This window comes from Micromonospora sp. WMMD998 (assembly GCF_029581235.1).
Taxonomy (GTDB): domain Bacteria; phylum Actinomycetota; class Actinomycetes; order Mycobacteriales; family Micromonosporaceae; genus Micromonospora.
In genome coordinates, this window is sequence record NZ_CP120740.1 from 5,891,354 (window position 1) to 5,912,735 (window position 21,382).

The window sequence follows — 21,382 nt, forward strand, 5'->3', positions numbered from 1 at the left end:
GCGCAGCCGTCAGGAACGCACCTGCTCGGCGCTGTGCCGGACGTCGTGCGCGGCGCTGCGGCCGTCGTCCTGCACGGCGTGCGCGGCGTCCTGCGCGGTGGACCGCACCGACTCGGCGGCCTGCTGGGCCGGCTCGCGCAGCTCGTCCCGGAGTTCGCCGGCGACCTCGCCGAGCTTCTCCTTCACCACGCCGCCGTGCTCGGTCGCCTTCTCCTTGACCTGCGCGGCGAGTTCCTGCTCGCGGCGGGTGGCCGGGATCAGCGAGGAGACCAGCATGCCGACGCCGAAGGCGATCACCCCGGCGGCGATCGGGTTGCCCTCGGACTTCCGCCGCACCACCTGCGGCGCCCGGTGCGCGGCGTCGCTGACCGTGGATGCGGCGGAGTGTGCCCGGTCGCCCACGGTGGAGGCCGCCGAGGAGGCGTGGCCACCCACCGAGTGGGCCGCGTGGCCGGTGCTGTGGCCGAGATCGGAAGCGCTTCCCATCACCTTGTCCTTCACGTTCGTCAGCGCGTTACGGACGCGCTGCTTGCGGTCGTCGACGATGCGGCCCGGGCTCACCTTGTACGCCAGGGCGTCCACGTCCGAGCTGAGGTTGTTGCGGGTGGCTTCGATCTCCCGGCGGATCTGGTCGGGGTCAGTGCTCATCGGGTGACTCCCTCCGGGTGCGGCTTGAGCGCGTCGGGGATGCGCTGCACGCTGTCGTTTGTCTGCTTCAGGCCACGGATCCGCTCGGCGTTCTTCTTCCCCATCGAGTAGAGGACGGCGGCGACGGCGGCCCAGATCACGGCCACGATCAGCGCGGCCAGCCCGGAGTCCATGACGTTGTCGAGGAACTGCCACACCGCGATGGAGACGAAGAGCGCCACCATGTAACCGCCGAAGCCGGCGCCGCCGAAGAGACCGGCGGCCTTGCCCGCCTTCTTGCCCTCCTGGCGGATCTCGGCCTTGGCCAGCTCGACCTCCTGGCGCATCAGGGTGGACAGGTCACCGGTGACCTGGCGCATCAGCTCGCCGAGCGAGTTGCCGCGCACCTCGTCGGCCTGGTGCGGCGCATCCGCCGCCTGGTAGCCCGCCGCCTGGTAGCCCGGGTCCTGCGTCGGCACGGTCATGCCGTTGCCTCCCTTCTGCCGGTGCGGCGGTTCACGGGCGGGGAGCGCCGGTCGACGGGACACCCGGCAGCGGGTCGGTCCGCTCCGGCGGCGGCAGCGGCTGGCCGGTGCCACCGGCCGGGTCGGCCCAGGTGTTCGGGGCGCCGCCGCCCGGGTAGGTCACGCCCGGCGCGGAGTAACCCGGGTCCGGCTCGGCGTAGGTGCCCGGGGTCGGGTCGAGGTAGCCGCCCGACGGCACCTGGTCCGGCACCGCACGCGCGGTCGGGATGGAAGCGGTCCGGTCCGGGTCGTAGGCCGGCCGGGACGCGCCGCTGTCGTTGCCCACGGCGGCGATGTTCCGGGTGAGCCGACCGGCGACCACGCCCAGCAGGGCGGCGCCGACCAGGAACGTGCCGGGGTTGCGACGGGCGTAACCCTTCACCTCGTTGAGCAGGTCGCCCGGCTCGCGCTGCTCCAGCCAGCCGGCCACGCCGTGCACCCGCTCGGCCGCCTGGTGGGCCAACTCGGTGACCGGCCCGGAGCCGCCACCCTGCTGCGCCATGGACCGCATCTCGTCGGCCAGCGAGCGCAGGCCGCTCGCGGCACGCTGCTGCTGCTGACCGGCCTGGGTGGTGACCTGGTGGCGGGCCTCGCCGTACAGGTCGCGGGCCTGCCGCTTGGCCTCGCCCACCACCTCGTGGCCCTGCTCCCTGGCGGTCTGGACGACCGCTCCGCCGGCGCTTGCGGCGTCCGAGCCGACCTGGCGGGCCTGATCGCGTACGCCGCCGCCGTTCGTCGACTCGTATGTGGTGGACTCGTACGTGGCGGACGTGGGTGAAAGATCCTGAGTCATGGTTTCCCTTCCGCTCGTGTGGTGCAGCGGTATGTGTTCGGGGGGCACGCGCATGATTTCCGCGTGACAAGTGCCCTACCCCTGGTCTCCGGGTCCATGCCTGATTCGTGATTTCTCTGCGGAAGCGACACGCGTCGGTCACACAATGGAATACCGGCCGCACGGACGGCGAGAAGATCCACGGGGGTGACCGCGATGGCACGTGACGTGCGCGGGCGTACGCCCGCTCGGCCGACCGTGCAGAAGGTCGCTCTGGCGGTGGCCGCCGTGTTCGTGCTGATCGGCGTGCTCGGCTTCGTCCCCGGCGTCACCGCGCACCTCGGCCGGATGGCGTTCGCCGGGCACCACTCCGGGGCGAAGCTGCTCGGGCTGTTCCAGGTGTCGGTGCTGCACAACCTGGTGCACCTGATCTTCGGGCTGGTCGGCCTGGCGGCGGCCCGGCGGCTGGCCGGCGCGCGGGTGTTCCTGGCCGGTGGCGGCGCGCTCTACCTGGTGCTCTGGCTGTACGGCTTCGCCATCGACCGGGAGAGCGCGGCGAACTTCGTGCCGATCAACGACGCCGACAACTGGCTGCACCTGTTCCTCGGCTTCGGCATGCTGGCCACGGGTCTGCTGCTGAACAACGAGGTGGGCACCGGAAGTCGGCCGGACACCCCGATCGACCGCCCCTGAGCGCGGACGAGCGACCGACGCGAGAACTCAGGCCGCCACCGGCAGTTGCTTGGCGAAACAGACGCTGTGCGGGTTGTCGACGTACTCGCCGTACACCGGGACGGGCTGGTAGCCGGCGGAGCGGTAGAGCGCGATCGCGGCCGGGAGGTAGGTGCCGGTCTCCAGGCACACCGTCCGGTGCCCCTGCCGGAAGGCCAACTCCTCCAGCGCGAGCAGCAACTGCCGGGCGATGCCCCGACCCCGGTACGCCGGCCGGACGTACATCCGCTTCAACTCCCCGGTGTCGGCGTCGAGCGTCTGGAGCCCACCGCAGCCGACCGCCCGGCCGCCGACCACGGCCGCCAGGTAGCGGATGTCGGCGTGCGTCACGGTGACCTGACCGTCCAGACCGCCGTCGGCCTCCCGCAGCTCACGTTGCTGGGCGACGACGAGCGTGGCGATCTCCGGATCGGTGCCGGGCCGGGATTCGATCAGCATCCGGTCACGGTAGGTCGACCGGATTTCGCGGAGGTTTCCGGCCAACGTCCCGAACACGGACGGAGCCGAACTATTCGTCGTCCAGATCGTCCTGGTCGTCCGCCGGGGTCTCCGGCGTCCCCTCGATCTCGTCCTCCGGGCGCCGCCGGCGGGCCTTGCGGGCCTCCAGCCGGTCCGCGGCCGAGGGACGTGTCGACTTGTCCTCCAGCCGCACGTCGGTGCCCCGGTTGCCGGGGACGAAGTCGACGCCCGCATAGAGCGTCGGTTGCCAGTCGAACTCCCGCTCGCCGATCCGCACCAGGTCGCCGGCCTGCGCGCCGGCCTTCGCCAGCTTCTCCTCGACACCGAGGCGGGCCAGGCGGTCGGCCAGGAAGCCGACGGCCTCGTCGTTGTCGAAGTTGGTCTGCTTCACCCAGCGCTCCGGCCGGCTGCCGCGCACGGTGTAGGAGCCGTCCGGCTCGGCCTCGACGGTGAAGCCGGCGTCGTCGACCGCCTTCGGGCGGATCACGACCCGGGTCGGTTCGGCCGGCGGGGCGGCACGGCGGCCCTCGTCGACCAACTGGGCCATCGCGTACGTCAGCTCGCGCAGCCCTTCCCGGGTGGCGCTGGAGACGTCGAAGACGCGGAAGCCACGGGCCTCCAGGTCGGGACGGACGATGTCGGCGAGGTCCTTCCCGTCCGGCACGTCGACCTTGTTGAGCGCGACCAGCCGGGGCCGGTCGGCGAGCCCGCCGTACTGGGCCAGCTCCGACTCGATGGCGTCGATGTCGGCCAGCGGGTCCCGGCCGGGCTCCAGCGTCGCGGTGTCGACCACGTGCACCAGCACGGCGCAGCGCTCGACGTGGCGGAGGAACTCCAGGCCCAGGCCCTTGCCGGTGGCCGCGCCCGGGATCAGGCCGGGCACGTCGGCGACGGTGAAGGTGTGGTTGTCCACCCGGACCACGCCCAGGTTGGGCACCAGCGTGGTGAACGGGTAGTCGGCGATCTTCGGCTTGGCCGCGGAGATCACCGAGATCAGCGAGGACTTGCCGGCGGACGGGAAGCCGACCAGGCCGACGTCGGCGACGCTCTTGAGTTCCAGCACCACGTCGAGCTTGTCGCCGGGCTCCCCCAACTCGGCGAAGCCCGGCGCCTTGCGGCGGGCGTTGGCCAGGGAGGCGTTGCCCCGCCCGCCCCGACCGCCGCGGGCGGCCTCGAAGGTGGTGCCGACGCCGACCAGGTCGGCCAGCACCTCGCCGTCGAGGCTCTGCACCACGGTGCCGTTCGGCACCTTGATCACGAGGTCGCGGCCGTTGGCGCCGTCCCGGTTCGAGCCGGCGCCGCCCTTGCCGTTGTCGGCCTTCAGGTGCGGCCGGAAGTGGAAGTCGAGCAGCGTGGTGACCTGCGGGTCGACCACCAGCGACACGCTGCCGCCGTGGCCCCCGTTGCCACCGTCCGGGCCACCGAAGGGCTTGAACTTCTCCCGGTGGATCGAGACACAGCCGTGCCCGCCGTCGCCGGCCTGCATGTGCAGGACGACCCGGTCAACGAACGTCGTCACGACGCCAATCCTTCCAGCGGGGTTCCGCCCCGCGCGGGGAAAGGCGAAGCGGGCCGGGACCCGAGGTCCGCGGCCCGCTTCGCCTTCGAACTACTGCTGCGGAACGATGCTGACGGTCTTGCGACCGCGCTTGGTGCCGAACTGGACCGAGCCGGCGGACAGCGCGAACAGCGTGTCGTCGCCGCCGCGGCCGACCAGGTCACCGGGGTGGAACTTGGTGCCACGCTGACGGATGAGGATCTCACCCGCGCTGACGACCTGACCACCGAAGCGCTTCACGCCGAGCCGCTGGGCCGCGGAGTCGCGACCGTTACGCGAGCTGGACGCACCCTTTTTGTGAGCCATTGGAGGACGACCTACTTCCCGCTGTTGGAGATGCCGGTCACCTTGACCTGGGTCAGCGGCTGGCGGTGACCCTGGCGCTTGTGGTAGCCGGTCTTGTTCTTGAACTTGTGGATCCGGATCTTCGGGCCCTTGGTGTGCGCGGCGATCTCGCCGGACACGGCGACCTCGGCGAGCTTCGCCGCGTCGGTCACCAGGTCGTCACCGTCGACGAGGAGCACCGCGGTGAGCTTCACCGCGTCGCCGGGAGCACCGGCGAGCTTCTCGACCTCGATCACGTCGCCCTCGGCGACCTTGTACTGCTTGCCGCCGGTCTTGACGATCGCGTACATCGGAGGCGCACTCCCTGTCGTTGAGGCTGCTGGCGTCTTTCCGGCCGTCACCGGCCGGTCGTTCCCACGGCGTCTCGCCGGGAGCCGTGACACCGGCGGCGCGGGCGCGCGGGAACTAGGCACACCAAAGTGCGCCGCAGGCAAGAGTACGCCATAGGAGGGCCGCCCCCCAAACCGGGCCGCCGGTCAGGCCGGGCAGAGCTCGTCGAGACGCTGCTGGAGCCGATCGAACTCCGTCTCGTCGATCGACCGCACGTCGGTGCCGAGCCCGCCCACCTCGGTGGCGAGGTCCGCCAGGAGCGTCCGCAGCGGCGGGTCGCTGGCCTTCCCCGCCTGCTCCCGCAGCACGTCCCGCCAGCCCGCCAGCGCGGCCTCCGCGTCCCGTTCGGCGGCCTTCGCGGTGCTCTTGTCCCCGCCTGCGTCCGCCCGCAACATCTCCGCCAGCTTGAACACGTACGTCTGCACGGCGGCGGAGCCGGCCTGCTTCGCCCGGGCGCAGACGCCCGCGTCCCCGGTCGCGGTCGGGGCCGGAGCGGGTGACGTGGCGGCCGGGGCCGGCGAGGCGAAGCCCACCGCGAACGGGTCGTCGTTCCGGTCGGCGCAGCCCGTCCCGGCCAGCAGCAGTCCGGTCAGCGCGGTGACCGCGAGCACCCGACGCATGTCTCCTCCCTCCGGGGCGCGCCGGCCCGACCGGGGGTCGACGGGAACGGCAGGGCCCCTGCCCGGCACTCTGTTGCCGGAGCAGGGGCCCTGTCAAACGCCACGCAGGTCAGCGGTTCACGGCCGGGTACGCCGCCGGGCGCCGCCACGCCGGGACCGCCGCCGCGGAGTGCCCTCGTCGTCGCCCTCGCCGTCGATCGCGTCCGGATCGTCGGCGGCGGCCAGCCGGGCCGAGTCGCCCTCCTGGCTGTCCGTCGCCGCCGGCGCGGCCGGTGTCTCGGTCTCGAACCGGGACAGGTCGTAGCCCTGGGTGTCGTAGTAGTCGTCGGGGGACTCGACCACCTCGGCGACGGCCCGCTCCGGCTCGGCGGCGGCCGGCGGCTCCGGCGCGGCCTCCACGGCGGGCTTCTCCGCGGCGGCCTTGCGACCCCGGCGTCGGCTTTTCTCCTCCACCGGCGCGACCGCCGAGGCGACCGCCTTGACCTTCTCCCCCGCGCCGCCGGCACGCGGTTTCTCCGGCACCGGCTCGGGATGGATGATCACACCCCGGCCCTTGCAGCACTCGCAGGTCTCGCTGAACGCCTCCAGCAGGCCCGCGCCGATCCGCTTACGGGTCATCTGCACCAGGCCGAGCGAGGTGATCTCGGTGACCTGGTGCTTGGTGCGGTCCCGGCCGAGGCACTCGGTGAGCCGGCGCAGCACCAGTTCCCGGTTCGACTCCAGCACCATGTCGATGAAGTCGATCACCACGATGCCGCCGAGGTCGCGCAGCCGGAGCTGGCGGACGATCTCCTCGGCCGCCTCCAGGTTGTTGCGGGTGACCGTCTCCTCCAGGTTGCCGCCGGAGCCGGTGTACTTGCCGGTGTTCACGTCGACGACCGTCATCGCCTCGGTGCGGTCGATCACCAGCGAGCCGCCGGAGGGGAGGAAGACCTTGCGGTCCAGCCCCTTGAGGATCTGCTCGTCGATCCGGTACTCGGCGAACACGTCCGCGACCCCGGCGTGCCGGCGCAGCCGCGCCACCAGGTCCGGCGAAACGTGCGACAGGTACGACTCGACCACGTCGTACGCCGACTCACCCTCGATGACCAGCTCGCGGAAGTCCTCGTTGAAGAGGTCCCGGACCACCCGGATGACCAGGTCCGGCTCCTCGTAGAGCAGCACCGGCGCGCCACCGGAGGCCGCCTTGGCCTGGATCTCCTCCCACTGCGCCTGGAGCCGCTTGACGTCCCGGGCCAGCTCGTCCTCGCTGGCGCCCTCGGCCGCGGTCCGGACGATCACGCCCGCGCCGTCCGGCACCAGCTTCTTGAGGATGTCCCGCAGCCGCTTGCGCTCGGTGTCGGGCAGCTTGCGGCTGATCCCGGAGGCGTTGCCGTTGGGCACGTAGACCAGGTGCCGGCCGGAGAGCGCGACGTGGCTGGTCAGCCGCGCGCCCTTGTGCCCGATCGGATCCTTGGTGACCTGCACCAGCACCGGGTCGCCGGACCGCAGCGCCTGCTCGATCGAACGGGCCCGGCCCTCCAGCCCGGTGGAGTCCCAGTTGACCTCGCCGGCGTAGAGCACGGCGTTGCGCCCGCGCCCGATGTCGACGAAGGCCGCCTCCATGCTGGGCAGGACGTTCTGCACCTTGCCCAGGTAGACGTTGCCGGCCATGGTGCCGGAGGAGTTGCGGGTCACGTAGTGCTCGACGAGCACGCCGTCCTCGAGCACCGCGATCTGGGTGCGGTCGCCACGCTGGCGGACCACCATCGTCCGGTCGACCGCCTCGCGGCGGGCCAGGAACTCCGACTCGCTCAGGATCGGCGGCCGGGTCCGCCGCTGCTCGCGACCGTCCCGGCGGCGCTGCCGCTTGGCCTCCAGCCGGGTCGACCCGGAGACGCCCTGCACCTCGTCGACCGCCTTGCGCGGCTCCCGGATCTTGACGACGGTGGGCACACCGTCCTCGGTGGCGCTGTCCGCCTCGCCCGCGCCCCGGCGGCGGCGACGGCGGCGGCGCCGGGTCATCCCCTCGCCCTCGGCGTCCTCGTCGGTCTCCTCGGCCTCGGCTTCGGCGGGCTCCGCCGTACCGGACTCCTCGTCCTCGGCCTCGTCGGCGCCACCCTTGCCGCGCCCACGGCCACGACGGCCGCGACGACGCCGGCGCCGGCCCTCGGCCGTGTCGTCGTCCTCCTCGGCCTCGACGGACTCCTCGGCCTCGGCGGCGGTCGGCTCCTCCGCGACGGGCTCGGCCTCGACCTCGGCCTCCACCGGCTCGGCCTCCCGCCGGCCACGGCGGCGACGCCGGCCGGTCTCGACCGGCTCCGCCACGGGCTCCTCGGCCGCCGGGTAGCTGACCTGGACGGCCGGGGCCTCCTCGGGCTGCGGAGGCATGAACAGGACGGTCGGCGCGGACAGTGCGGCTCGGCGCCGACGGCCGGTGGTCGGGCGTTCCTCGGCCGACTCCTCCGCGACGCCCGGCACCGCGGCGCCCGTCGACACCGCGCCGGTGTCGTCCGCCGGCCCGCCGGCCCGCGCCAGGTCGGTCTCGTCGGTGCGGTGCGGCGCGGACTCGGCCGCGCCACGCCCACGGCGGGTACGCCGCACGGCACCCTCGGCCGGGGTGGGCTCGGCCGGGGCGGGCTGCTCGGCCACGGCGCCCTCGGCCGGCGTCGGCTCGTCCACGGCGTCCTCGCCGTCCGCGTCCTCGTCGGCGTCGAGCGGGGCGCGGCCCTCGGCGATCTCGCTCGCGCCGCCGGGGGTCGAAACCGGTCCGTCGATCACGGCGTCGACCTGCGGTTCGGCCGCTGCGGGCGGCGGCCCTGCCGCCTCGGCGGGGGCCTCGGTCGGCGACTCGGCGGCCAGGGCTGGCTCAGCGGCGGGCGGGGTGGCCTTGCGGCGGCGCGTCCGGGTCACCTTGACCGGCGGCACCACCTCGTCCGAGGTGGCCTCCACCCCGGCGGCGGCCACCGGCTCCTCGACCGCCTTCGCCGGGGTCGCCTTACGGCGCCGGCGGGTGGTCTTCGGCGCGGCCTCCAACTCACCGGCCACCGGCGCGAACACCTCGGCCTGCGGTGACTCGCCGCTGCCGCTGGCCGCGGCGGACGCCTCGACCGGCGCGTCGGTCTGCTCCGGCTGGTTGAGCGGAGCCGCCTTGCGGCGGCTGGCCCGCTTGCGGGCCGGCGGCTTCGCCTCGGCGGCGGCGCTGTCGGCGGCGCCACCGGCGCTGCTGGTGTTGTCGGTGACGGCCGGCTCCGCGCCGGTCCGCTCGCCGCCCTCGGGCTCGTTCTCGAGCATGGACGTTCTCCAGTTCTGGCTGCCCCGGGCGCGGGTGAGCGCTGCCACGCAGGGTCGCCGCAAAGGTGTTTCCGCCGGGCGCGCGGAAGCGCGACCGCCGAAGTCTGCCTGCCAGAGCGCTGACCGACGGTCAGTGCTCTCCGATGGCTGCCCCGTCGCGATCCGCGTCCAACGGATCGACGATCTCGCCCTGCGCGGTCAGCGTGCCCTGCGCCAGCCGGATCACCTTCGGGGTGACCGGCGGCTCCAGGTCGGCCACCACGCGGAGGCCGGAAAGGACGTCATCGGGTCGCACGGACGGGGTGACCTGCCGCACGACCAGTTCGAGTATCGCACACGGTACGGCCGGCGCTCCGGAAGGCGTCTCACCCGACGACAAGGCATCGATAGCCATCACCGCGCCGCGGGCGTCGAAAGTGCGCCGGCCCTGCTTGGTCATCCGCTCGACCTGGATCTCCTCGGCGGCGGTGAAGGCGGCCACCGCCGCCCGGAGCACGTCCGGGTCGACCTCGGGCAACTCGATGCGCCAACGGGACGCCTCGATCCGGTCGGCCAGGCTGCCGCCGGTGGCCTGGACCGCGTCGAGCACGTCGAGCCCGGGCGAGAGCGCGGCGTCCAGCGCGGCGCGGAGGCGCTCCGGGTCGACCGGCTCGCGCAGGCCGATCTCCAGATACTCGGCCTCGCTGGCGACACCCGTCGGCGCGGCGGAGGCGTACGAGATCTTGGGGTGCGGGGTGAAGCCCTGGGAGAAGGCGATCGGCACGCCGGCCCGGCGCAGCGCGCGCTCGAACGCCCGGGCGAAGTCCCGGTGCGAGGTGAAGCGCAGCGGTCCACGCTTGGCGTACCGGATGCGGACCCGCTGGACGACGGGCGCCTGCCCGCCCTCGGGTTGAGGCTTTCTGGCGATCGTGAACTCCTCGGCTGTGCCTGCGTGTCCGCCCCATCCTGGCGCAGCCGCCGCCACACCCCGCGACCGGGGCCGCACGCACGCCGGCGACCCCGCACCGGCCCGCGCCGCGGGCCGTCAGGGTGCGTTCATCCGGTCGAGCACGTCGTCCGGGATCTGCCCCGCCCGGGCCACGTCACGCCGGTGCCGGCGCCGGTTCCAGATCAGGAACACCACGAGCGCCACCAGCACCACGAGCGCCACGGCGATGCCGATGCCGACCACCATGACCTGCTGGTCGGTCGGGCCGCCCCGGTCGCCGTACCTGGTCACGTCGAAGTCGTCATCCTCGGCGGCGGCGGCCGGCGGCGGGCTCGCGGCGGGCGAGGTCGGGCCGAGCAGCGGGTTCGCCGAGACCGCCGGCACGTCGGCGGTGAGCGCGGCCACCGGGTCGATCCGGCCGAAACCGAACCGCGGGTCGCGGCCGGGCGGGCCGGCGTCCCGGGCGGTACGGATGATCCGGTTGATCACGTCGGGCGCGGAGAGCTTCGGGTACTTCGACCGGATCAGCGCCGCGACGCCGGCCACGATGGCGCTGGAGTCGGAGGTGCCGTCACCCCAGCCGTAACCCTGCTCCGGGCCGATGTTGTAGACCTCGTCTCCCGGGGCGGCGATCACCGCCTCCGGACCGTGGGCCGAGCCGGACCAGAAGCCACCACCCCGGACCGTGCCGGTCACCGCGATCACCCCGGGGTACCGGGCGGGCGCGCTGACGTCCGGGCCGGACCGCCGGGCGTTGCCCACCGCGGAGACGACGACCACGTCGTGCTCCAGCGCGTACCGGACCGCCGCCTGCTCGTCGTCGTCGGAGAGCCCGGCGTGACCGTAGGACAGGTTGAGCACCGTGGCACCACCGTCGACCGCCATCCGGATCCCGGTCGCGGACGGCCCGGGGGCGCCCACCTCGGCCGCCGGCACGCGGATGGGCAGGATGCGGGCGTCCGGGGCGACGCCCACCACCCCGGTGCCGTTGGCCGCGATGATCCCGGCCATGTGGGTGCCGTGGCCCTTCGGGTCACGCCGCCCGTCACCGTCGCCGGAGACGCTGCCACCGGCGAGAAGCCTGCCTCGCAGGTCCGGGTGACCGGCGTCGACGCCGGTGTCCACCACTCCGACCACCACACCCCGGCCGGTGGAGATCTGGTGCGCCCGGTCGATCCGCAACTCGTCCAGATACCACTGCTCGGCCCGGCGCGGCGCGGCGACCGCCGGCTGGGCGGCACCCAGCAGCATCAGACCGGCCAGCAATCCGGCCCCCAGCGGCCGGAGCGCGCCGACGTGAACCCTCATCGGTCCGTCCTCATCGCAGGATGCCCGGGGACCCACCGTCACCGGCACCCCACGGATCGTCATCCTCAGTCAACCACGACGAGTGCTCGCCCCCGCCGCCGCCGTGCCCGGCGCCACCGTGGCCGCCCATCATCCCGCCGCCCACCATCCCGCCGCCGGCCAGCCCGCCGCGGGTGCCGCCCGCGCCCGCGCCGCCCGTGGCGCCGCGCAACGCGTTGGCCGCGCTGGTCAGCGGCGGGACCTTGCCGTTACCGCCGCCCACCATGCCGGGCAGCGCGCCCACACCCATCCCGCCGGCCGCGCCGAGGCCGCCGCCACCGATGCCACCGGCGGAGCCGAGACCGGCTCCGGCGCCACCGAAGCCGCCACCACCACCGACCGTGCTCAACCCGCCACCGCCACCGAAGCCGCTGCCCGGACCGCCGGCCGTGATCGAGCCCGGGCCGCCCGCGCCGGCCAGGCCGGTGCCGTAGTCGTGGTCGCCGGCACCCGGATAGCCGCCGGAGTCGGGCAGGCCGCCGGTGACCGGCGGGACGTACGAGCCGGAGCCGCCGGACCCACCGCCGACGTCGGCGCCACCGATGGTCGGCGGGGGCGTGAACGAGCCACCGCCGCCACCACCGCCGCCGACACCGCCGATCCCGGTGCTGCCGAGCGAGGGCATCGTGCCGCCACCGCCACCGCCACCTCCACCGCCGCCACCCGGCAGACCGGTGTCGGGTACGCCGGACGGCGGGACCCGGGTGTCCGGGCGGTAGCCGTCGTCGTACGCACCCTGGGGCTCGGGAACGGTCAGCTTGGGGCGCTCGGTCTGCACCGCGGTGGGCAACGGCGACATCGCCCGGTTGGCCGCCTCCTGGTTGTCCCGGTACCAGTTGTCCAGATGCGACTTGGTGTCCCACCAGCCGCCGCGCTTGTGGTCCTCGGCGTTGCCGTCGACCTTCATGGTGGCTTCCAGGTCGTCGGCCTTGTCGCGGAACGCCCCGTCGGCGTAGAGCGCCGGGTTGCCCCCGTAGTCCTGGCGCAGGGAGGCGAGGAAGCCGGACTGGCTCTCGCCGTCGCGGGCGTCGTCCAGCTCGGTGCCGCCGGGCAGGCTCCACTCGTTCCAACCGAAGTCGTCCATCAGCGGGATCGGGATGCTGGCGACCGCCGTGCGGATGTCGCCCTCGATCCGCGTCAACGCACCACTGACCCCGCTCGCGTGCGTGATCAGCTCCTCGATGTCCTTGCCGATGCCGCTCAGGTGCTCGCGGTAGGCGTCACCGCCGCTGCCCTTCCACCCGGCCAGCAGCCCGGGCAGGCCGCCGCTGTGCGGACGTTCCTGACCGGGCGCGATCGGGCCGACGAACGAACGCCCGACGAGCGAGTCCCGCAGGTAGCCGAGCGCGGTGGACAGGTTGCTCCAACCCGCCCCCACCGACCCGACGGTCTCCGGGTCCGCCGACAGCGTCACCTCGCGCACGGCGCGCTCCCAGGTGCCTCCAGCCATGACCATCTCCCCCTCAGGCCGGGTACGGGTACGTGGGCTGCTGCCCGGCCTCCGGCGGCGGCGCCGCGGACTCCAGCAGGCGCTCGATCTGCTTGCCGTTGGCCGCGTTGCGGGCCTCCGCGTCACGGAACGCCTTCGCGATGTCCTCGGTGCCCTTCTTCAGGCCGGCCAGCCTGGTGGAGATGGCCTTGAGGTGTGCCTCCATGTTGGCCGTCGACCTCGTCAACGCCGCCCACTGCATCCGGGCGTCCTCGTACGCGCCGAACGGGGTGCCGTTCGGCACCGTCTGCGCGCTGCCGTCGCCCTTCATCCGCTCCTTGATGCGTTCCATCTCGTAACCGATGGTGTCGTCGACGTACTGCTTGAGGCGCTCGACGTAGTCGGCCGCGGCGTCCAGGTCCTCGACGCTGACGTGCAGGTCGCCGGTGTCCGGTGGCGTGATGCCCATGCTGCTGTCCTCCCCGCTACCGGCACCGGGGCCGGTCCATTACGGACGCAGCGTATCGAGGAACGACCAGTCCGGGCAGCCCCGCCCCGGCGGGCGGGCGTCCGCGCGAGACGCGCCGCTCCGGCGGTCGTGACGCGCTCAGCCCGCGGCGGCGGGCTGCCGCAGACCGCCGACCGGCGTCAGCGGCAGCAGCTTCCGGCCGGTCGGGCCGATCTGGATCTCGGTGTCCATGGACGGGCAGACGCCGCAGTCGAAGCAGGGCGTCCAGCGGCAGTCGTCCTGCTCGTACTCCGACAGCGAGTCCTGCCAGTCCTGCCAGAGCCAGTCCTTGTCCAGGCCGGAGTCGAGGTGGTCCCAGGGCAGGACCTCCAGCTCCGTACGCTCGCGGGTGGTGTACCAGTCCAGGTCGACGCCGAATGCCGGCAGCACCTCGGCCGCCGCGTCCACCCAGCGCCGGTAGGAGAAGTGCTCGCTCCAGCCGTCGAACCGGCCGCCGTTCTCCCACACCTTGCGGATCACCGCGCCGACCCGGCGGTCCCCCCGGGACAGCAGGCCCTCGATCAGCGACGGCTCGCCGTCGTGGTAGCGGAAGCCGATCGCCCGGCCCAGCGACCGGTCGCTGTTGATCGCCTGCTTGAGCAGCTTGAGCCGGCCGTCGATGACCTCCGGGCGCTCCATCGGGGCCCACTGGAACGGGGTGTGCGGCTTCGGCACGAACCCGCCGATGGAGACGGTGCAGCGGATGTCCTTCGAGCCGGTGGCCGCCCGTCCGGCCCGGATCACCTCGTGCGCCATGTCGGCGATCTCCAGGACGTCGGCGTCCGTCTCGGTGGGCAGGCCGCACATGAAGTAGAGCTTCACCTGCCGCCACCCATTGGTGTACGCGGTGACCACGGTGCGGATCAGGTCTTCCTTCGAGACCATCTTGTTGATGACCTTGCGGATCCGCTCCGACCCGCCCTCGGGGGCGAAGGTCAGGCCGGTGCGCCGCCCGTTGCGGGACAGCTCCTGCGCGAGGTCGATGTTGAACGCGTCCACCCGGGTCGACGGCAGCGAGAGCGACACGTTCGTGCCCTCGTACTGCTCGGCCAGGCCGGAGCACATGTCGCCGATCTCGGAATGGTCCGCCGACGACAGCGACAGCAGGCCCACCTCGTGGAAGCCGGAGAACTCCAGCCCCTGCTGCACCATCTGGCCGACGGTGGTGATCGAGCGCTCGCGCACCGGGCGGGTGATCATGCCGGCCTGGCAGAACCGGCAGCCCCGGGTGCAGCCCCGGAAGATCTCCACCGCGTACCGCTCGTGGACCGTCTCGGCGAGCGGGACCAGGGGCTTCTTCGGGTACGGCCAGGCGTCCAGGTCCATCGTCGTGCGCTTGTGCACCCGGAACGGCACGTCCGGGCGGTTCGGCACGACCCGCTGGATCCGCCCGTCGGGCAGGTAGTCGACGTCGTAGAAGCGCGGCACGTAGACGCTCTCGGTGCGGGCCAGCCGCAGCAGCAGCTCGTCCCGGCCGCCGGGCGCGCCCTCGGCCTTCCACTCCCGGACGATGGTGGTGATCTCCAGCACCGCCTCCTCGCCGTCGCCGAGCACCGCGGCGTCGATGAAGTCGGCGATCGGCTCCGGGTTGAACGCGGCGTGCCCGCCGGCCACGATCACCGGGTCGGCGTCGGTGCGGTCGGCGGCGAGCAGCGGGATGCCGGCCAGGTCGATCGCGGCGAGCAGGTTGGTGTAGCCCAGCTCGGTGGAGAACGACACACCGAACACGTCGAAGTCACGCACCGGCCGGTGCGCGTCGACGGTGAACTGCGGCACGCCGTGGGCGCGCATCAACGCCTCCAGGTCCGGCCAGACCGCGTAGGTGCGCTCGGCGAGCACGTCGGGCAGCTCGTTGAGCACCTCGTAGAGGATCTGCACGCCCTGGTTGGGCAGGCCCACCTCGTACGCGTCCGGATACATCAACGCCCACCGGACGGTCGCCGCGTCCCAGTCCTTGACCACCGCGCCCAGCTCGCCACCCACGTACTGGATGGGTTTGGTCACCTGCGGCAGCAGCGGCTCCAGCCGGGGCCACACCGAGTTGGCGGCCGGGGGACGTGGGGTCGTGGACGGGGCACTCATGATGCCCAAGGGTACGCGGTGCCCCGTCCGCTCCTGCCCCACCGGCACCCTTCCGGCGGCATCCGTTCGGGTGATCAAGGAGTTGTCGTCCCCGCCCACCCGCCACCGGCCCGAACTCCTTGATCATCAGTCGGCGATTCGTGGCCGGTGGCGGGGCGGTACTAACCTCGCAACGGGTGCGAGAGGAGATTGCCGCGATGCCGCAGCCGCAGCCGGGGGCGGGCCGGCCGGCCGACGGGGCCGAGGAGCCGACCGTCACCGAGCCGCCGACCGTCGTACCGACACCGGCCGACGCCGAGGACGCCACCGCGCCGTCGGCACCCGACGTGCCGGCCGCGACCGACGTGCCGTCGAGGACGGAGAGCGCGCCCTCGGCACCCGACGCGCCGTCGACGACGGACGACGCGCCGCCGGCACCCGACGCGCCGTCGACGACGGAGGACACGCCGTCCGCGACGAAGGACGCCGACGCGCCCGAGCAGCCCGAGCAGGCAGCGACGGCGGAGACGGCTGCGGCGACGACCGGCGTGGAGGCGGCCGAGGGCCCCGGCACCGAGCCGGCCGCCCGCACGGGTCGCGCCCGCGGCTCCGCCAGCGTGCCCGCCCCCGTCACACCGGCTCCGCCCGCCGTCGACCCCACCCGGGTCGAGGACGCGCCACCGCCCACCCGCGTGGAGCCCCAGGCACCCCGCTGGAGCGGCTCCGCCCCGGTCCCGCCCCCGCCGGCACGCCGCCGCGGCTGGGGCGAGTCCGCCGAGCCCACGCCGGTGCCACCGATCGACTCGCCCGAGCACGCCACGCCGGTCGACCCGTGGGCCGGGGTGGACACCACCGGGTGGAACCTGCCCTCCACCGAGTTGCCGGAGCTGCCGGCGACGACGCCGTACACCATGCCCTGGCCGGTGCCGACGCACCCGGCGCCGCAGCCCGCCCACCCGGTGTCACCGCCCGCGCACACCCCGCCGTACCCGGGTCCGCCGGTAGCACCACCGGCGCACAACCCGCCGTACCCTGGTCTGCCGGCCACGCGGCCGGTGTCACCGCCGGCGCACACCCCGCCGCCGGGCCCGGTCGGCCCGGCCCGGCCGCCGAAGCAGCGTCGGAGGAAGACCGCGCCACCGGCCGCGCCGCCGCCCGGGTGGCGGGCCCCCAAGGGGTATGTGCCGGTGCCGGTACGCCGACGACGCCGCTGGCCCTGGGTGCTGCTGCTCACCGTGGCCTGCTGCTGCGGCGTCCCGCTCTGGTGGGTCCAGCCGCTGTCCAGCCAGTATCCGGCCAGCGCCAGCCTCCCCGACCGGATCGACTCGATGCGGCTGCGTCAGGACGAACGCAGCCGGGCCGACGCCGAGAAGCTGAAGGGCCAGGTACGCCAGGCGCACCTGCTCGCCGAGGACACGTTCGCCGGCATCTACGCCACGAACGACGGCAAGCGGGTGACCCTCTTCGGCAGCACCGGCCTGCGGTTCAGCCCGGAGTCCGACGCCGAGGCCGAGCTGAAGCGCCTGGCCGGCGACTACGAGCTACAACCCTCGGTGGCCGTGGACACCGGTGTCCGGGGCCGCTACGAGCGCTGCGCGGTCGGCCGGGCGGACGGCGACACGGTGGTGGTGTGCACGTCGGTCGACCACGGCAGCCTGACCACCGGTGTGTTCACCCGGCTGTCCGTGGATGACAGCGGCCGGCTGCTGAACGAGTTGCGCCAGCAGGTGGTGGTCCCGAAGCAGTCCTGAGCGGCGGGTCAGGCCGGCGGCTGCTCGCTGCGCTTCGGGGCGTAGCGCGGCACGTACTCCTGGCCGGTGAGCTTCTGGATCTCGGCCATCAGCTCGTCGGTCATGGTCCGCAGCGACGCGCGGTCGTCGGGCCGGCCGGTGAAGTCGATCGGCTTGCCGAACTTGATGGTGATCTTGGCGCGGCCGGGGCGGGGCACCCGGGTCCCGATCGGCTGGGCCTTGTCGGTGCCGGTCACGCCGACCGGGATGATCGGCACCCCGGCGGCCACCGCCAGCCGGGTCGCGCCGGTGCGACCGCGATAGAGCCGGCCGTCCGGGGAGCGGGTGCCCTCCGGGTAGACGGCGACCAGGTCACCGGCCTTGAGCACCGGGATCGCGGCGTCGAACGCGGAGAGCGCCGCCCGCCCGCCGCCCCGCTCGACCGGGATCGCGCCCAGCCCGGTGAGGACGAACTTGGAGAAGCCGCCCTTGAGGCCGGTGCCGCTGAAGTATTCCGACTTGGCCCAGAACGCCAGGTGTCGGGGGACCACGGTGCCGAGCAGCAGTTCGTCGGCGACGGAGAGGTGGTTGCCCGCGAAGATCGCGCCGCCGGTCGCCGGGATGTGCTCCAACCCCTCCGCGTGCGGCCGGAAGGCCAACCGGAGCGCGGGCGCCACGGTGAGCTTGCCGATGGTGTAGAGCAGGGGCACGGGTCCTCCGGCGGTCGTACGCGAAACAGGCGCTGTCACGGTAGCCGACGCCGTCACCCGCGGCCGAGCGGGTGGCCCGCAGTCCACCCGCTCGGTGCGCCCGGTTAAGCGGGGGCCCCTCCTCTACCGAATGCGTTAAGCAGGGGCCCCTCCTTACACCCGGCGGACGGTGACCACCACGCGCTCGCCGTCGCCGACCTCGCCGGCGAAGCCGTCGAGGTCGGCGGAGCCGGAAGCGACGTCGACGCTCTCGGCCAGCACCTCCCGCGCCACGAAGTCGCCGTACGTGGCCACCGCCGCGCGCACCTCCTCGGACGCGGAGACCGCCACCGTGATCCGGTCGGAGACGTCCAGGTCGGCGTCGCGGCGGGCCTGCTGGACCACCCGGACCACGTCCCGGGCCAGCCCCTCGGCGGCCAGTTCCGGCGTGACCTCGGTGTCCAGCACGACCACGCCCTCACCACCGGGCAGCGGGGCGGAGTGCTCCGCGTCCGCGGCGACCAGGCGCAGCTCGTACTCGCCCTCGGCCAGGGTGACCCCGGCGGCGACCGGGGCACCGTCGCGCAGCTCCCACTCACCCGCCTTGACCGCCTTGATCACCTGCTGGACCTTCTTGCCGACGCGCGGGCCGAGCGCCCGCGGCACCACGGTCAGCACCTGCTGGCAGTAGGCCGCCACCTCGCCGGTGAGGACGACCTCCTTCACGTTGACCTCGTCGGCGACCAGGTCGGCGAACGGCCGGAGCTGGTCGGCGACCGGCGACGCCACGGTCAGCGTCGGCAGCGGCAGCCGGACCCGCAGGCCCTTCGCCTTGCGCAGGGACAGCGCCGCCGAGGCGACCGCCCGGACGTTGTCCATCGCGGAGACCAGCCCGTGGTCGGCCGGGAACTCGTCGGCGGACGGCCAGTCGGTCAGGTGCACCGACCGCTCGCCGGTCAGCCCACGCCAGATCTCCTCCGCGGTCAGCGGCGCCAGCGGCGCCACCACCCGGCAGAGCGTCTCCAGCACGGTCCAGAGCGTGTCGAACGCGTCCGCGTCGCCGGCCCAGAACCGGTCCCGCGAGCGGCGCACGTACCAGTTGGTGAGCGCGTCCAGGTAGGACCGGACGGTCGCGCACGCGCCGGAGATGTCGTAGGCGTCCATCTGCGCGCCGGCGGTCGCCACCAGCTCGTTCGTCTTCGCCAGCACGTACCGGTCGAGCACGTTGGTGGAGTCGGTACGACGACGCGCGGTGTGACCGTCCGCGTTGGCGTAGAGCGTGAAGAAGTACCAGACGTTCCACAGCGGCAGCAGCACCTGCCGCACCGCGTCCCGGATCAGCGTCTCGGTGACCGCCATGTCCCCGCCGCGCAGCACCGGCGACGACATCAGCATCCACCGCATCGCGTCCGACCCGTAGGAGTCGAACACGTGGTAGACGTCCGGATAGTTCTTCAGGCTCTTGGACATCTTGCGCCCGTCGGAGCCGAGCAGGATGCCGTGGCTCAGGCAGTTGCGGAACGCCGGTCGGTCGAACAACGCGGTGGCCAGCACGTGCATGGTGTAGAACCAGCCACGGGTCTGCCCGATGTACTCGACGATGAAGTCACCCGGGTAGTGGTGCTCGAACCAGTCCGCGTTCTCGAACGGGTAGTGCACCTGGGCGAACGGCATCGAGCCGGACTCGAACCAGCAGTCCAGCACCTCCGGCACCCGGCGCATCATCGCCTTGCCCGTCGGGTCGTCCGGGTTGGGGCGGACCAGGTCGTCCACCGCCGGCCGGTGCAGGTCGGTCAGGCGTACGCCGAAGTCCCGCTCGATCTCGTCGAGCGACCCGTACACGTCGACGCGCGGATAGTTCGGGTCGTCGGAGCGCCACACCGGGATCGGCGAGCCCCAGAACCGGTTCCGGCTGATCGACCAGTCCCGGGCGTTGGCGAGCCACTTGCCGAACGAGCCGTCCTTGATGTGCCCCGGCGTCCAGTTGATCTGCTGGTTCAGCTCGACCATCCGGTCCCGGAACCGCGTCACCGCGACGAACCACGACGACACCGCCTTGTAGACCAGTGGGGTGTCGCAGCGCCAGCAGTGCGGGTACGAGTGGGTGTAGACGTCCTGCCGCAGCACCACCCCCCGCTCCTTCAGCTCCCGGATCACCGGCTTGTTGACGTCGAAGACCTGCTCGCCCTGATAGGGCGGGACCAGCGCGGTGAACCGGGTGTGGTCGTCCACCGTGACGACGGTCGGGATGCCGGCCGCGTTGCAGGTGTTCTGGTCGTCCTCACCGAAGGCCGGCGCCAGGTGGACGATCCCGGTGCCGTCCTCGGTGGTGACGAACTCCGCGCCGAGCACCTGGTAGGCGTTCGGCCCGGCCGGCTCGACCAGGAAGTCGTAGAGCGGCGTGTAGCGACGCCCGACGAGGGCCTTGCCGGTCACCCAGCCGACCTGCTCGTATCCCTCCAACTCCTTGGCGTACGCGCCGAGGCGGGACTCCCCGACCACGAACCGCTGCCCGTCGCGCTCCAGCACCGCGTACCGGATGTCGGGGCCGACGGCGAGCGCCAGGTTCGACGGCAGCGTCCACGGGGTGGTGGTCCAGACGCCGAGGTTCACCGGGCCCCGGACGAGTTCCGGCGCGTTCTCGTCGGCGGTCAGCTCGAACCACACCGTCAGGGTCGGGTCGTGCCGGTCCCGGTAGACGTCGTCCATCCGGGTCTCGGTGTTCGACAGCGGGGTCTCGCACCGCCAGCAGTACGCCAGCACCCGGAAGCCCTCGTAGACCAGGCCCTTGTCGTGCAGGGTCTTGAAGGCCCACATGACGCTTTCCATGTAGTCCAGGTCGAGCGTCTTGTAGTCGTTGTCGAAGTCCACCCAGCGGGCCTGCCGGGTGACGTAGCGCTCCCAGTCCTGGGTGAACTCCAGCACGCTGGCCCGGCAGGCGTCGTTGAACCGGGCCACGCCGAGGTCGAGGATCTCCGCCTTGGTGGTGATGCCGAGCTGCTTCTCGGCCACCACCTCGGCCGGCAGGCCGTGGCAGTCCCAGCCGAACCGGCGCTCCACGTGCCGCCCGCGCATCGTCTGGTAGCGCGGCACCACGTCCTTCACGTACCCGGTGAAGAGGTGGCCGTAGTGCGGCAGGCCGTTGGCGAACGGCGGGCCGTCGTAGAAGACGTACTCGTTCTTGCCGTCCTGGCCGGTCGGCCTGGCTTCCACGGACGCTTCGAAGGTCTTGTCGGCGGTCCAGTGCTCCAGCACCCGGCGCTCGACCGCGGGCAGGTCCGGGCTCGCCGGGACGCCGGCGCCGGCCGGGTCGTGCAACGGATAGGCCATCGGGGGTCGCTCTCCTCGCGCAGCTCACTCGTCGGTGGGTCTGCGAGGACGAACCTCACCGGGTCGGCCGTGTCGGCTCCCCCGGGTTGGCCCGCGGTACCACCCCGCTTGGCGGTCAGG

The 21,382-nt window shown here is 73.1% G+C and carries 18 protein-coding genes; 2 read left to right on the forward strand and 16 right to left on the reverse strand.

The window, feature by feature from the left end:
• Positions 1–9: 9 nt before the first annotated feature.
• Genes O7619_RS26585 through O7619_RS26595 form a run of 3 tightly spaced genes read right to left on the reverse strand, consistent with a single transcriptional unit; the run spans position 10 to position 1,944 of the window.
• Positions 10–648, reverse strand: a complete 639-nt coding sequence (locus O7619_RS26585) for a DUF3618 domain-containing protein (RefSeq protein WP_282284105.1) — start codon at positions 646–648, stop codon at positions 10–12.
• Positions 645–1,112 carry a phage holin family protein gene (locus O7619_RS26590; RefSeq protein WP_282284106.1) on the reverse strand — a complete coding sequence of 156 codons (468 nt, stop codon included), beginning with the start codon at positions 1,110–1,112 and terminating at the stop codon, positions 645–647. The genes O7619_RS26585 and O7619_RS26590 overlap by 4 nt, the downstream gene beginning before the upstream one ends.
• A 31-nt stretch (positions 1,113–1,143) precedes the next feature.
• Entirely contained in the window at positions 1,144–1,944 is an 801-nt protein-coding gene (locus tag O7619_RS26595; protein ID WP_282284107.1) for a hypothetical protein, read from the reverse strand.
• A gap of 195 nt (positions 1,945–2,139) precedes the next feature.
• Between O7619_RS26595 and O7619_RS26600 the strand changes: the two genes are divergently transcribed.
• Positions 2,140–2,616: a DUF4383 domain-containing protein gene (locus O7619_RS26600; protein WP_282284108.1), complete on the forward strand. Its 477-nt coding sequence runs from the start codon at positions 2,140–2,142 to the stop codon at positions 2,614–2,616.
• A 27-nt stretch (positions 2,617–2,643) separates the two neighbouring features.
• Here O7619_RS26600 and O7619_RS26605 read toward each other — a convergent pair whose 3' ends face one another.
• The 11 genes from O7619_RS26605 to O7619_RS26655 form a co-directional block, all read right to left on the reverse strand.
• Positions 2,644–3,093, reverse strand: coding sequence for a GNAT family N-acetyltransferase (locus O7619_RS26605; RefSeq protein WP_282284109.1), 450 nt, complete (start codon positions 3,091–3,093; stop codon positions 2,644–2,646).
• 70 nt (positions 3,094–3,163) lie between these two features.
• Positions 3,164–4,633, reverse strand: coding sequence for a GTPase ObgE (obgE, locus tag O7619_RS26610; RefSeq protein WP_282284110.1), 1,470 nt, complete (start codon positions 4,631–4,633; stop codon positions 3,164–3,166).
• 90 nt (positions 4,634–4,723) lie between these two features.
• On the reverse strand, positions 4,724–4,978 hold the full coding sequence (gene rpmA / locus O7619_RS26615; RefSeq protein ID WP_091072397.1) for a 50S ribosomal protein L27: 255 nt from the start codon (positions 4,976–4,978) through the stop codon (positions 4,724–4,726).
• Between the two features lie 11 nt (positions 4,979–4,989).
• Entirely contained in the window at positions 4,990–5,307 is a 318-nt protein-coding gene (rplU, locus tag O7619_RS26620; RefSeq protein WP_282284111.1) for a 50S ribosomal protein L21, read from the reverse strand.
• A gap of 186 nt (positions 5,308–5,493) precedes the next feature.
• Positions 5,494–5,967 (reverse strand): hypothetical protein, encoded by a 474-nt coding sequence (locus tag O7619_RS26625; RefSeq protein ID WP_282284112.1) that lies wholly within the window; start codon positions 5,965–5,967, stop codon positions 5,494–5,496.
• Positions 5,968–6,084: 117 nt separating this feature from the next.
• Positions 6,085–9,240: an Rne/Rng family ribonuclease gene (locus O7619_RS26630; RefSeq protein WP_282284113.1), complete on the reverse strand. Its 3,156-nt coding sequence runs from the start codon at positions 9,238–9,240 to the stop codon at positions 6,085–6,087.
• A gap of 130 nt (positions 9,241–9,370) precedes the next feature.
• The gene (locus O7619_RS26635; protein WP_282288957.1) at positions 9,371–10,090 is read right to left on the reverse strand and encodes a TIGR03936 family radical SAM-associated protein; all 720 of its coding nucleotides are present in this window, start codon (positions 10,088–10,090) and stop codon (positions 9,371–9,373) included.
• Positions 10,091–10,264: 174 nt separating this feature from the next.
• Positions 10,265–11,476 carry a type VII secretion-associated serine protease mycosin gene (gene mycP / locus O7619_RS26640; protein ID WP_282284114.1) on the reverse strand — a complete coding sequence of 404 codons (1,212 nt, stop codon included), beginning with the start codon at positions 11,474–11,476 and terminating at the stop codon, positions 10,265–10,267.
• A 10-nt stretch (positions 11,477–11,486) separates the two neighbouring features.
• The gene (locus O7619_RS26645) at positions 11,487–12,965 is read right to left on the reverse strand and encodes a hypothetical protein (protein ID WP_282284115.1); all 1,479 of its coding nucleotides are present in this window, start codon (positions 12,963–12,965) and stop codon (positions 11,487–11,489) included.
• 13 nt (positions 12,966–12,978) lie between these two features.
• A complete protein-coding gene (locus O7619_RS26650) occupies positions 12,979–13,413 on the reverse strand; it encodes a hypothetical protein (RefSeq protein ID WP_282284116.1) in 435 nt (144 codons plus the stop codon).
• Positions 13,414–13,551: 138 nt separating this feature from the next.
• Positions 13,552–15,534, reverse strand: a complete 1,983-nt coding sequence (locus O7619_RS26655) for a TIGR03960 family B12-binding radical SAM protein (RefSeq protein WP_282284117.1) — start codon at positions 15,532–15,534, stop codon at positions 13,552–13,554.
• A 176-nt stretch (positions 15,535–15,710) separates the two neighbouring features.
• Between O7619_RS26655 and O7619_RS26660 the strand changes: the two genes are divergently transcribed.
• Entirely contained in the window at positions 15,711–17,264 is a 1,554-nt protein-coding gene (locus O7619_RS26660; protein WP_282284118.1) for a hypothetical protein, read from the forward strand.
• Between the two features lie 8 nt (positions 17,265–17,272).
• Here the strand turns inward: O7619_RS26660 and O7619_RS26665 are convergent, their stop codons facing one another.
• Together O7619_RS26665 and ileS are read right to left on the reverse strand one after the other, a co-directional pair.
• On the reverse strand, positions 17,273–17,953 hold the full coding sequence (locus tag O7619_RS26665) for a lysophospholipid acyltransferase family protein (RefSeq protein ID WP_282284119.1): 681 nt from the start codon (positions 17,951–17,953) through the stop codon (positions 17,273–17,275).
• Between the two features lie 153 nt (positions 17,954–18,106).
• Complete coding sequence (gene ileS, locus O7619_RS26670; RefSeq protein WP_282284120.1) at positions 18,107–21,262, reverse strand: isoleucine--tRNA ligase; 3,156 nt, start codon at positions 21,260–21,262, stop codon at positions 18,107–18,109.
• Positions 21,263–21,382 lie beyond the last annotated feature (120 nt).

Excerpts from the sequence above, each read along its gene's own strand:
- O7619_RS26585 (WP_282284105.1), bottom strand. The coding sequence starts at position 648 with ATGAGCACTGACCCCGACCAGATCCGCCGGGAGATCGAAGCCACCCGC.
- O7619_RS26590 (WP_282284106.1), bottom strand. The coding sequence starts at position 1,112 with ATGACCGTGCCGACGCAGGACCCGGGCTACCAGGCGGCGGGCTACCAG.
- O7619_RS26595 (WP_282284107.1), bottom strand. The coding sequence starts at position 1,944 with ATGACTCAGGATCTTTCACCCACGTCCGCCACGTACGAGTCCACCACA.
- O7619_RS26600 (WP_282284108.1), top strand. The coding sequence starts at position 2,140 with ATGGCACGTGACGTGCGCGGGCGTACGCCCGCTCGGCCGACCGTGCAG.
- O7619_RS26605 (WP_282284109.1), bottom strand. The coding sequence starts at position 3,093 with ATGCTGATCGAATCCCGGCCCGGCACCGATCCGGAGATCGCCACGCTC.
- rpmA (WP_091072397.1), bottom strand. The coding sequence starts at position 4,978 with ATGGCTCACAAAAAGGGTGCGTCCAGCTCGCGTAACGGTCGCGACTCC.
- rplU (WP_282284111.1), bottom strand. The coding sequence starts at position 5,307 with ATGTACGCGATCGTCAAGACCGGCGGCAAGCAGTACAAGGTCGCCGAG.
- O7619_RS26625 (WP_282284112.1), bottom strand. The coding sequence starts at position 5,967 with ATGCGTCGGGTGCTCGCGGTCACCGCGCTGACCGGACTGCTGCTGGCC.
- O7619_RS26630 (WP_282284113.1), bottom strand. The coding sequence starts at position 9,240 with ATGCTCGAGAACGAGCCCGAGGGCGGCGAGCGGACCGGCGCGGAGCCG.
- mycP (WP_282284114.1), bottom strand. The coding sequence starts at position 11,476 with ATGAGGGTTCACGTCGGCGCGCTCCGGCCGCTGGGGGCCGGATTGCTG.
- O7619_RS26645 (WP_282284115.1), bottom strand. The coding sequence starts at position 12,965 with ATGGCTGGAGGCACCTGGGAGCGCGCCGTGCGCGAGGTGACGCTGTCG.
- O7619_RS26650 (WP_282284116.1), bottom strand. The coding sequence starts at position 13,413 with ATGGGCATCACGCCACCGGACACCGGCGACCTGCACGTCAGCGTCGAG.
- O7619_RS26655 (WP_282284117.1), bottom strand. The coding sequence starts at position 15,534 with ATGAGTGCCCCGTCCACGACCCCACGTCCCCCGGCCGCCAACTCGGTG.
- ileS (WP_282284120.1), bottom strand. The coding sequence starts at position 21,262 with ATGGCCTATCCGTTGCACGACCCGGCCGGCGCCGGCGTCCCGGCGAGC.